The 11,109-nt window shown below is 68.5% G+C and carries 6 protein-coding genes; 3 read left to right on the top strand and 3 right to left on the bottom strand.

Annotation, left to right across the window (positions count from 1 at the left end):
• On the bottom strand, nucleotides 1-2,634 hold a 2,634-nt coding region (gene glnE, locus A7W11_RS24525; RefSeq protein WP_235816964.1), incomplete at its 3' end, for a bifunctional [glutamate--ammonia ligase]-adenylyl-L-tyrosine phosphorylase/[glutamate--ammonia-ligase] adenylyltransferase.
• Between the two features lie 32 nt (nucleotides 2,635-2,666).
• On the opposite strand from glnE, the gene A7W11_RS24520 reads away from it, so the two are divergent.
• Nucleotides 2,667-6,467 (top strand): YhdP family protein, encoded by a 3,801-nt coding sequence (locus tag A7W11_RS24520; RefSeq protein WP_082887464.1) that lies wholly within the window; start codon nucleotides 2,667-2,669, stop codon nucleotides 6,465-6,467.
• Nucleotides 6,468-6,515: 48 nt separating this feature from the next.
• Here A7W11_RS24520 and rho read toward each other — a convergent pair whose 3' ends face one another.
• On the bottom strand, nucleotides 6,516-7,772 hold the full coding sequence (gene rho, locus A7W11_RS24515) for a transcription termination factor Rho (protein ID WP_066420363.1): 1,257 nt from the start codon (nucleotides 7,770-7,772) through the stop codon (nucleotides 6,516-6,518).
• Between the two features lie 120 nt (nucleotides 7,773-7,892).
• Nucleotides 7,893-8,219 (bottom strand): thioredoxin TrxA, encoded by a 327-nt coding sequence (trxA, locus tag A7W11_RS24510; protein ID WP_066420362.1) that lies wholly within the window; start codon nucleotides 8,217-8,219, stop codon nucleotides 7,893-7,895.
• A 297-nt stretch (nucleotides 8,220-8,516) separates the two neighbouring features.
• Between trxA and A7W11_RS24505 the strand changes: the two genes are divergently transcribed.
• Nucleotides 8,517-10,481: a DNA topoisomerase IV subunit B gene (locus A7W11_RS24505; protein WP_066130733.1), complete on the top strand. Its 1,965-nt coding sequence runs from the start codon at nucleotides 8,517-8,519 to the stop codon at nucleotides 10,479-10,481.
• A complete protein-coding gene (locus A7W11_RS24500; protein ID WP_066420360.1) occupies nucleotides 10,481-11,059 on the top strand; it encodes a YcxB family protein in 579 nt (192 codons plus the stop codon). Before A7W11_RS24505 ends, A7W11_RS24500 begins: the two co-directional genes overlap by 1 nt.
• The last annotated feature ends 50 nt before the right edge of the window (nucleotides 11,060-11,109 follow it).

Genomic DNA, 11,109 nt, shown 5'->3' with positions numbered 1-11,109 from the left:
ATGAACCACCCCCGCCTGTCCGGCCAGCCGCAGCAGCGTGATGTTGCCCAGGTTGTTCACCAGCTCCCGGTGCTGCGCGCCGTGGCACAGCACCAGATACTGCGTGACGAACTCCACGTCCACCATGCCGCCGCGGTCATGTTTCAGGTCGAACAGCGTGGTGGGATTCGGATGTCCCGAGTTGATCTTGCCCCGCATCGCCAGCACCTCTCGGCGCAGCTCCGCCGCGTCGCGCGGCTGCACCATGATGTCGGCGCGGATGCGCTCGAACATCGCGCCCACGGCCGGATCGCCCGCCGAATAGCGCGCGCGCGTCAGCGCCTGGTGTTCCCAGGGCCAGGCATGCTGGCGCTGGTATTGCTCGAAGGCCTCGACGGACACGGCCAGCAGCCCGGCGTCGCCGTCGGGCCGCAGCCGCAGGTCCACTTCGTACAGCCGGCCGGACGACGTCATCGTCGACAGCCAGGAGGTCATGCGGCGGCTCAGCTTGGCGTAGACCTCGGGCGCGTCCTCGCGCGGATCGTCGAACAGGAACACCAGGTCCAGGTCCGAGGCGTAGCCCAGTTCCTTGCCGCCCAGCTTGCCGTAGGCGATCACGGCGAAGCGCGGCTGCGCATCGGGAACCCGGTTGACCAGCGGCCACAGGCGCCGCACCGTCTCGGCCAGCAGCACGTCGGCCAGGGCGGACAACTGGTCGGCCAGGCGTTCCACCGTCAGTTCGCCTTCCAGGTCCTGCGCCAGCAACTGGAAGCTGGCCTGGCGCTGCACGTCGCGCATCAGGTTCATCTGGCGTTCGATGTCGGGATCGCCGCCCGGCAATACGCAGGCGTTGAGGTCGGCCGTCAACTGGCGCGCCAACTGCGCGAAATCCAGGGGCTCGAACAGGGTGCGCCAATCGATCAGGCTGTCCAGCAGCAGCGGATGCTGCGTCAGGTACTGCGCGGCCCAGGGGCTGGCCGCCATCATGCGGGCCACGCGGGCCAAGGTGTCGGGGTATTCGGCCAGCAGCGCCAGATAGGCGCTGCGCTGCGCGATGGTCTCGATCAGGTCCATCAGGCGCACGGCGGCATCGCGCGGGTCGGGTGTCTGCAGCGCGGCCTGCAGGGCGGCGGGCAGCAGGGCGTCCACGCGGCGGCGGCTGCTGTCGGGCAGGCTGCGCACGCGATGGCTGGACAGCAGCGACTCGGCGCGGCGCACCAGTTCGTCGGCCTCCGTGCCGAAGCCCGCGCGGATCTGGGCAGCCAGGCGGCTTTCCGCGTCGTCCTGCGTCTCGTCCGAGGGCGGTGCATGGCGCGTGTTCTGCGCCGCGCGGCCCAGTCCCGGTTCGTCCAGGTCGCCCATGCCGGCCAGCCGGAAGGCGTCGCGGAAGGTGGCGGAGACGAAGCTGCGGTGGTCCTTCAGGGTCTGCTCGAACGTCTCTGCTGAGCAGCCCAGCGCGGACGCCAGCGCGGCGCGTTGCTCGGGATCGCTGGGCAGCAGATGGGTCTGCGCGTCCTCGCGGTATTGCAGCGCATGCTCGGTGCGGCGCAGGAAGCGGTAGGCGGCCTCCAGGCGTTGCGCATCGTCGGGCGACACCAGCCCCGCGTCGCGCTCGGCGTGCAGCGCCGGCAGCAGGCCGCGATGGCGCAGCGCCGGCATGCGGCCGCCGCGCACCAGCTGGAACAGTTGGACGATGAATTCGATCTCGCGGATGCCGCCGTCGCCCAGCTTGACGTTGTTGGCGCTGTCGACGCCGCTGCGCGACAGGGCGCGGCGCTGCCAGTCCTGGCGGATGCGCTCGCGCAGCACGCGCAGCGCGGCCAGCGCGTCGAAATCGAAGTACTTGCGGTACACGAACGGCATGCGCAGGCTTTCCAGCTGGCGCGCCTGCGGTTCCGGATCGCTGTCGGCATAGGCACGGGCGGGCATCAGGCGGCCCTTCAGCCAGGCGTAGCGCTCCCATTCGCGGCCCTGGCCGATCAGATAGTTCTCCAGGGCGTCCAGGCTCCAGGCCAGCGGGCCCGCGTCGCCATCGGGCCGCAGCCGCAGGTCGGTGCGGAACACCTGGCCATCGGCGTCGACTTCGGACAGGATGGGCATCATGCGGCGCGTCAGCCGGCCATAGAATTCGTGATGGCTGATCGAGCGCGGGCCGTCGGTATCGCCTTCCTCGCCGTACAGCATGATCAGGTCGATGTCGGACGAGACATTCAGCTCGCGGCCCCCCAGCTTGCCCATGCCGACGATCAGCATCTCCTGCGGGGCGCCGGTGGCGGGGTCGCGCGCCACGCCGTGCACCTCGCGCAGTTCGGCCGCCACGCTGCGGTAGGCCGCATCCACGGCCAGGTCGGCCAACTGCGTCATGCCGCCGACCACTTCTTCCAGATCGGCCTCGCCCGCCAGGTCGCGCACCATCAGCGTGCTGAACACGCGTTCCCGCAGTTTGCGCAGCACGCTGCGGCACTGCGGGCCGGGCAGCGCTTCGGGGGCGTTTGCGCCTTCCAGCTCGGCCATCCAGCTGGCCAGCACATTGGGCGTCACGGGCCGTGTGGCGGCGTTCTGCAGCCAGGCATACAGGTCGGGATGGGCGTCCAGGCGGCGCCGCAGGTGGCCGGACCAGGCCAGCGCGGACTCGAGCAGGGGGGCGGAAGACATGAGGCGGTCTCGGTGAGGCGGAATGTCGTGTAATGTATGAAGGGACGATACCGCAACCTGCCTGCTCCTGCCGACGATCCGTGCCCGTTTCTTTCAAAGTCCTGCGTTGCCTGCTCTGGGGCGTACTGGCGATCTTCGTCCTGGCTGCGGTCGCGTTCCTGGGCCTGCGCTACTGGGTGCTGCCACGGGTGGACCAATGGCGGCCGCAGATCGAGCGCTACGCTTCCGATGCGCTGGGCGCGCGCGTACGGATCGACCATATCGCCGCCGACTGGAGCGGCCTGAATCCGCGTCTGCGGCTGTCCTCCGTACGCGTGTACGAGGATCGGCAGGCCGGTCCCGCGCTGGAATTGCCGTCGGTCAGCGCCGTGGTCGCCTGGCGCAGCCTGCCGCGGCTGACGCCCCGGCTGTTGAACCTGCGGGTAGATGGCGCCGACCTGACCGTGCGCCGCGACCCGGCCGGCAAGATCTGGGTGGCGGGCCAATCCTTCGATCCCAATGAATCCACCGACGGGCCGTCGCCGGTGATGCGCTGGCTGCTCGCGCAGCGCCAGGTCGTGCTCTACCACGCCAAAGTGCGCTGGCGGGACGAGCAGCGCCAGGCGCCCGAGCTGGTGCTGTCCAACCTGGACATCCTGCTGCGCAACGGCGCGCTGTCGCATCGGTTCGGCATCCATGCGCAGACGCCCGGCGGCCTGGCCCGCGGGGTCAGCCTGCGCGGCGAATTCAACCGCAACCTGTTCCTGCGCGACGCTAATCCCCTGCATTGGGATGGGCAGCTCTATCTGCAGGTCGATGACGCACAGCCCTCGGCATGGCAGTCCTGGGTCTCCCTGCCCGCGTACCCGCAGGGGCGCATGGCCGCGCGCGCCTGGCTGCGCCTGTCGCATGGCCAGGTGCAGGACGTGACGATGGACACCGTGATGCGCGGTTTGAGCTGGCAGCTCCCCAACGATGGCGGGGCCATTGCCGCCCAGGCGGTCCGCGCCCGCCTGCAGGGCGCGCCGGGCGACCTGATGCAGTTCGACGACCTGCCCCTGGCGCGCAGCAAAGACGCCGCGGGTCTGTCGTTGAACACCGAGGTCGATGGCCTGCACATCGATGCGCCAGGCATCTTCGAGACGCGCCGGCTCGATTTCTCGCAGGCCCGGCTCGACGCCAGCGTGCTGCATCGGCCCGGCCAGCCACGCACCCTCGAACTGCGCCAGATGCGCGTGGTGAATCCGGACCTCGACGCAAGACTGCAGGGCAGCTGGCGCGAGGACAGCCAGGCGCCCGCCGGCATCGTGGACCTGCGCGGCAGTCTCGCGCGCGGCGCCATGCCGGCCATTTACCGTTATCTGCCCCTGAGCGTCAGCGAAGACGCACGCCGCTGGCTGGCGCGCGGCCTGCTGGCGGGAGAAGTGCGCGACGCGGCGGTCACGCTGCGCGGGGACCTCGCCGATTTCCCCTATGGGCGGCCGGGCAGCACGGGCGAATTCCGCATTGCCGGCGCCTACCGCGACGCAGTGGTCGACTACGCGCCGGCCGAGGGCAAGCGCAAGGGGTGGCCCCGGCTGGAAAAGCTGCACGGCAGCTTTGCCGTCGACAAGGTCAGCCTGACCGTGGACAGCAAGGATGGACGGGTGCCCACCGCTGCTGGCCAGGTGGTCACGCTGGGCGCGGTGCAGGCCTCGATTCCCGATCTCGAGCACGATGCCGAGCTGTCCGTGACCGGCGCGTCGGAAGGCCCGGCGCCGGCCTATCTGGCGCTGGCCGCCAATTCGCCGCTGGGGGGCCTGCTGGACGGGGTGCTGGACGAGGCGCAGGGCACCGGGCTGTGGCAGGTGCCGTTGAAGCTGCAGATTCCGCTGACCCATGTCGATGACGCGCGCGTGGAAGGCCACATCGGGTTCACGGGCGGCAATTTCCAGTTGATGCCCGAGATTCCGCAATTCACGCAGTTGCACGGCGAACTGGGCTTCACCGAGCGCGGCGTGGATGCGCGCGAACTGCGTGGCACCTTCCTGGGCGGGCCGGCGCGTGTGTCGGGCGGCATGGGCAACGGCAAGGCGCTGAGCTTCACCGGCACCCTCAACGCTGCCAACCTGAGCGAACTGAGTCGTTCGCCGGGGATGCAGCGGCTGTCGGGCAAGACCGACTACCAGGGCCGACTGACCTATTCCAAGGGCGCCGACCTGGACATCTCGGTGCAGAGCGAATTGAAAGGGCTGGCCATCGACCTGCCCGCGCCCGCCGGCAAGCGTGCCGAGGCCGCCGTGCCGCTGCGATTGCAGTTCAGCCCGGCCACCGACCCGGGACCGGCGGGGCGGCGCTGGCTGTCGGGCGGCATGGGCGAGGACATCAATCTGCTGCTGGAGCGCGATCCGTCCACGCGCGGCAGCGGCGGCCCGTATTTCGGCCGTGGCGCGCTGGGCGTGGGCCGCGCCGCCACGCTGCCCGCGCAGGGCATGAGCCTGTCGGGCAATTTCGACACCTTGAACATCGATGCCTGGGACGAGGCGGCGCAGGCCTTCGCCACCGAGCCGCCGGCCACCGTGCACAAGGCCCGCGGCAGGGCAGGCGCCGCGCAGCCGGCCGCGGTCAAGCCCGAGGAACATGCGTCCGGCACGCGTCCGTCGGGTCTGCTGCCTGCGCTGAGCCAGATCAGCCTGTCGGCCAGGCGCCTGCTGGCGTCGGGCCATTCGGTGGATCAGGTGACGCTCTATGCGCAGCGGCCCACGCCGGCCCAGTGGCGCGTCAATATCGAGTCGCGCCAGGCGGCCGGCACGATCGAGTGGACCGAGGCCCAGGGCGCCGTGGCGGGCAAGGTGGCCGCGCGTTTCTCCCGTCTGGCGCTGGGCGGCGCGCAGGGCATCGCCGCTGAAGGCGAAGGCGGCAGCGACCCGGGCCAGGATCCGAACGCGGGCAGCGAGCTGTCCGATATCCCGGCCATCGACGTGCAGGCCAGCCAGTTCGTCCTGTATGGCCACGACGTGGGCAGTCTGGAGGTGCAGGGCACCAACCTGGAACGCGGCAATCTGTGGCGCCTGGACAAGCTGCGCATCGCCAATGACAGCGCCACGCTGGACGCCACGGGTCACTGGCGCCTGAGCGGCGGCGAGCGAGGCCTGACGGTCGATACCAAGGCCTCTTTCAAGGACCTGGGCAAGTTCCTGGCGCGTGTCGGCCAAGACGGCACGGTCAGCGAAGGAGCGGGCTCTGTGGGCGGCCGCATCGCCTGGCGCAATTTCCCATGGCGCCACGACCTGGCCGACCTCGAGGGCGCACTGGTCGTGTCCCTGGACAAGGGACGCTTCCTGAACCTGAATTCACGCACGGCGCGCGTGCTGGAACTGTTGTCGCTGCAATCGCTGCAACGGCTGGTCAAGCTGGACGTGAATCCCGTGAACGTGCTGCGCGACGGCTTTCCGTTCGATACGGTGCGCGGCGATATGAAGATCGGCAAGGGCGTGGTGACGACCGATGGCTACAAGATCAACGGTCCCGTGGCGGCCGTCACGCTCGACGGCAGCGCGAATCTGGTGGCCGAGCGCTGGGACATGCATGCGGTGGTGGTGCCCAACCTGGATGCCAGCGGCGCCGCGGTGCTGACGGCGGTGGCCGTCAATCCGCTGATCGGCCTGGGCGCCTTCGTGACGCAATGGCTGCTGAAGGAACCGCTGGCCGAGGCCATGTCGGTGCAGTACCGCGTCAGCGGCTCGTGGGACGATCCCAAGGTCGAGAGCGTGCCGTCGCGTGCGCCGCGCGTGTCTTCGCCGCCACAGGGGCTGCAGTCGCCTGCATTGCCGGTCTGGCCGCAACAGGGTGGGGATGGGTGGGTGGAGCCCTGAGCCGGGCGCCCGCCACGGCCAGTACGCCCCTGGCGGGGCGTGCTGTCCTTACTTCTTCATCATGTCGAAGAATTCGGCGTTGGTCTTGGTGGCGCGCATCTTGTCCAGGATGAATTCCATCGACTGGATTTCGTCCATGTCGTGGATGAACTTGCGCAGCACCCACACCTTCTGCAGCAGCTCGGGCTTGATCAGCAGTTCCTCGCGGCGCGTACCCGACTTGTTCAGGTTGATGGCCGGGTAGACGCGCTTCTCGGCCAGGCGGCGCTCGAGGTGGACTTCCGAGTTGCCGGTGCCCTTGAACTCTTCGTAGATGACTTCGTCCATGCGGCTGCCGGTTTCGATCAGCGCGGTGCCCAGGATGGTCAGCGAGCCGCCTTCTTCCAGGTTGCGCGCGGCGCCGAAGAAGCGCTTGGGACGCTGCAGGGCGTTGGCGTCGACGCCGCCGGTCAGCACCTTGCCCGACGCGGGCACCACGGTGTTGTAGGCGCGGGCCAGGCGGGTGATCGAATCCAGCAGGATCACCACGTCCTTCTTCATTTCGACCAGGCGCTTGGCCTTCTCGATGACCATTTCGGCGACCTGCACGTGGCGCGTGGCCGGCTCGTCGAACGTCGATGCCACGACTTCGCCGCGCACCGTGCGCTGCATTTCGGTCACTTCCTCGGGACGTTCGTCGACCAGCAGGACGATCATGACCGCGTCGGGGAAGTTGGTGGTGATGGCGTGCGCGATGTGCTGCATCATCACCGTCTTGCCCGACTTCGGGCTGGCGACGACCAGGCCGCGCTGGCCCTTGCCGATGGGAGCGAAGATGTCGAGGATGCGGCCCGTCAGGTTCTCCTCGCTCTTGATCTCGCGTTCCAGGCGCATCGGCTGGTTCGGGTGCAGCGGCGTCAGGTTCTCGAACATGATGCGGTGCTTGATCGACTCGGGCGCGGCGCCGTTGATCTTGTCGACCTTGACCAGCGCGAAGTAGCGCTCGCCGTCCTTGGGCACGCGCACTTCACCCTCGATGGAGTCGCCGGTATGCAGGTTGAAGCGGCGGATCTGCGAGGGCGAGATGTAGATGTCGTCCGTGCTGGCCAGGTACGACGTCTCGGGCGACCGCAGGAAGCCGAAGCCATCGGGCAGGACTTCGAGCACGCCGTCGCCGAAGATCTGCTCGCCTTGCTTGGCGCGCCGCTTCATGATGGCGAACATCAGTTCCTGCTTGCGCAGGCGGTTGGCGTTTTCGATTTCCAGGCCAGCGGCCATTTCCAGCAACTGCGAGACGTGCAGCGCCTTCAGTTCATTGAGGTGCATTGCGGTGAGAGGGGGGAAGGAGAGAGGATGTGTTGGCAGGCAGCGGATGTGCCCACGCGCTAGGAATTTTTATGGGTAGACGTGGCGCTGCCCGGGCGGGCAGCGCCGTGCACGCTTATTTTACAACGCGCCGTCGAGGAATGCAGTAAGTTGCGACTTCGACAGGGCGCCAACCTTGGTGGCGGCAGCCTTGCCGTCCTTGAACAGCATCAGCGTGGGGATGCCACGGATGCCGTACTTGGCGGCGGTGTCCTGGTTCTCGTCGACGTTCAGCTTGGCCACGGTGAGGCGGCCGGCGTATTCGGTGGCGACTTCTTCCAGCATCGGGGCGATCATCTTGCAGGGGCCGCACCAGGCAGCCCAGTAGTCGACCAGCACGGGCTGGCCCGACTGCAGCACTTCGCTGTCGAAGCTGGCGTCACTGACGTTCTTGATTTGCTCGCTCATGGTGTATCTCGGGTTCAGCGGCGAGGCGCCGCGCGGCGGGAAAGCGCCTGGCGGACCGGCCACCGTTCTTGTTTGAGTGGAATGGGTTAAGCATACCACTGTCGATAACAACAGCGTTCACCGCTTTTGTGTAGGATGTTGCGGCGCGTCGGCAGGTCCGGGATCACCGGGACGGACCGTATGCGCCATGGTACCGAATCCAGGGCTGCCCATGTCCTGCGCATCCCACCGGGAATCGCGCGGGCGGGGCGCCTGTCCGTAGAATGTCGGTTTTTTTCCACAGATCTTGGGGATAACTTGGCCACACCACGTTACACCGAAGCGTCGATCCGTGTCTTGAAAGGCCTGGAACCCGTGCGCCAGCGCCCGGGCATGTACACGCGCACTGAAAATCCCCTGCACATCGTGCAGGAAGTCATCGACAACGCCGCCGACGAGGCGCTGGCGGGTCACGGCAAGCAGATCCAGGTGATCCTGCATGCGGACGGCAGCGTTTCCGTCGAGGACGACGGCCGCGGCATCCCGGTGGGCATGCACCCCGAAGAGAACGCCCCCGTGGTCGAGCTGGTGTTCACGCGCCTGCACGCGGGTGGCAAGTTCGACAAGGCGGGCGGCGGCGCGTATGCGTTCTCCGGCGGCCTGCACGGCGTCGGCGTGTCCGTCACCAACGCCCTGGCCACCCGGCTCGAAGTCGTCGTCTGGCGCGATGGCGCCGTCAACCGGCTGGTGTTCAAGGGCGGCGACGTCGCCGAGCCCCTGGCGCCCTACGACGCGCCGGGACCGCGCAAGAAATCGGGCACGCGCGTGCGTTGCTGGCCCGATCCCAAGTATTTCGACAGCCCCGCCATCCCCACGGGCGAGCTGACGCACCTGCTGCGCAGCAAGGCCGTGCTGCTGCCCGGCGTCAAGGTGTCGCTGATCAACGAGAAGACCGGCGACGTCAAGACCTGGCAGTACACCGACGGCCTGCGCGGTTACCTGGCCGAGGCGCTGGCCGGCGCCGAACTGATGGTGCCGTTCTTCGACGGCCAGCAGTACGCCGGCGCCGACCATGAAAACTTCGCCGAAGGCGAGGGCGCGCAGTGGGTGGTGGCCTGGACCGAGGACGGCAACGTCATGCGCGAGTCCTACGTCAACCTGATCCCCACGCCAGCCGGCGGCACGCACGAGTCCGGCCTGCGCGAAGGCCTGTTCACGGCGGTGAAGGGTTTCGCCGAGCTGCACAGCCTGCTGCCCAAGGGCGTGAAACTGCTGCCCGAGGACGTGTTCGCGCGCGCCAGCTTCGTGCTGTCGGCCAAGGTGCTCGATCCGCAGTTCCAGGGCCAGATCAAGGAACGCCTGAACAGCCGCGACGCCGTCCGCCTGGTGGGCGGTTTCGCCAAGAGCGCGCTCGACCTGTGGCTGCACAGCAACGTCGAGTACGGCAAGAAGCTGGCCGAGCTGGCCATCCGCCAGGCCCAGGCGCGCGTGCGCTCGGCCCAGAAGGTCGAGAAGCGCAAGAGCTCCGGCGTGGCCGTGTTGCCGGGCAAGCTCACCGATTGCGAAAGCAGCGATGCCACCCGCACCGAGGTCTTCCTGGTCGAGGGCGACTCGGCGGGCGGCTCGGCCAAGATGGGCCGCGACAAGGAATTCCAGGCCATCCTGCCGCTGCGCGGCAAGGTGCTGAATTCGTGGGAAGTCGAGCGCGACCGCCTGTTCGCCAACAACGAGATCCACGACATCGCCGTGGCCATCGGGGTGGATCCGCACGGGCCGAACGACACGCCCGACCTGTCGGGCCTGCGCTACGGCCGCGTTTGCATCCTGTCCGACGCCGACGTCGACGGTTCGCACATCCAGGTGCTGCTGCTCACGCTGTTCTACCGCCACTTTCCGCGCCTGGTCGAGGCCGGCCACGTGTTCGTGGCGCGTCCGCCGCTGTTCCGCCTCGATGTCCCCGCGCAGGGCAAGCGCCCCGCGCGCAAGATGTACTGCCTGGACGAGGGCGAGCTCGAGGCCGCGCAGGACAAGCTGCGCAAGGAAGGCGTGCGCGAGGCCAGTTGGAGCATCAGCCGCTTCAAGGGCCTGGGTGAAATGAATCCCGAGCAGCTCTGGGAAACCACCATGAACCCGGATACGCGCCGCCTGCTGCCGGTGGGCTACGGCGCGCTGACGCCCGACGACACCACCCGCATGTTCGACATGCTGATGGGCAAGGGCGAGTCGGCCCAGCGCCGCGCCTGGATCGAAGAAAAGGGCAACCTGGCGGAGCTCGACATCTGATGGCGCAGGCCTCGATGACCGTCGACCTGCGCGCCGACGACTACGCCGCGTTCGTCGAACGCGCGCACCAGCAGCCCGCGCTGCGCCGCCAGCGCTGGGCGCGCCACAAGCGCTTCGCGATCATCACCGTCATCGGGCTGGGCGCGCTGCTGCTGTCGCGCGCCTGGAACGGCGGCAACGTCGACTGGGCGCCGTTCGCGCGCGATTTCGCGCTGGCCGTGGCGCTGGGCCTGGGCGCGCTGGCCGTGCTGGTGCTGGGCTTCGAGCGCCTCTTGCCCGTGCTGATCCGCATGAACGTGCGGCGCCTCTTGCGCCAGCAGGCCGACCAGCCCTTCCTGGGCGTGCACCGTCTCGATTTCAGCGACGACGGCATCGCCGACACCACCGACAGCGTCTCGGGCCTCGTGCCCTGGGAGGCCGTCAGCCGTGTCGAGGAAAGCGCCGATTACCTGTACGTGATGCTGGGCGGCCTGCAGGGCGTGATCGTGCCCAAGCGCGGCCAGTCCGATGCCGTGCTGGACCCGGTCCGCGACGTGCTGCGCCGGCACGTGGCCGACGTCAGCCTGGCCCGCGCCTGATGCGCCGCACGCCGTTCATTTCAAAGATATTCCGCAAGGCCACAGACACA

This window comes from Bordetella ansorpii (assembly GCF_900078315.1).
GTDB lineage: Bacteria > Pseudomonadota > Gammaproteobacteria > Burkholderiales > Burkholderiaceae_B > Bordetella > Bordetella ansorpii.
Note: the sequence above shows the minus strand (reverse complement) of the source record. Positions and strands in the feature narration are given on the sequence as shown.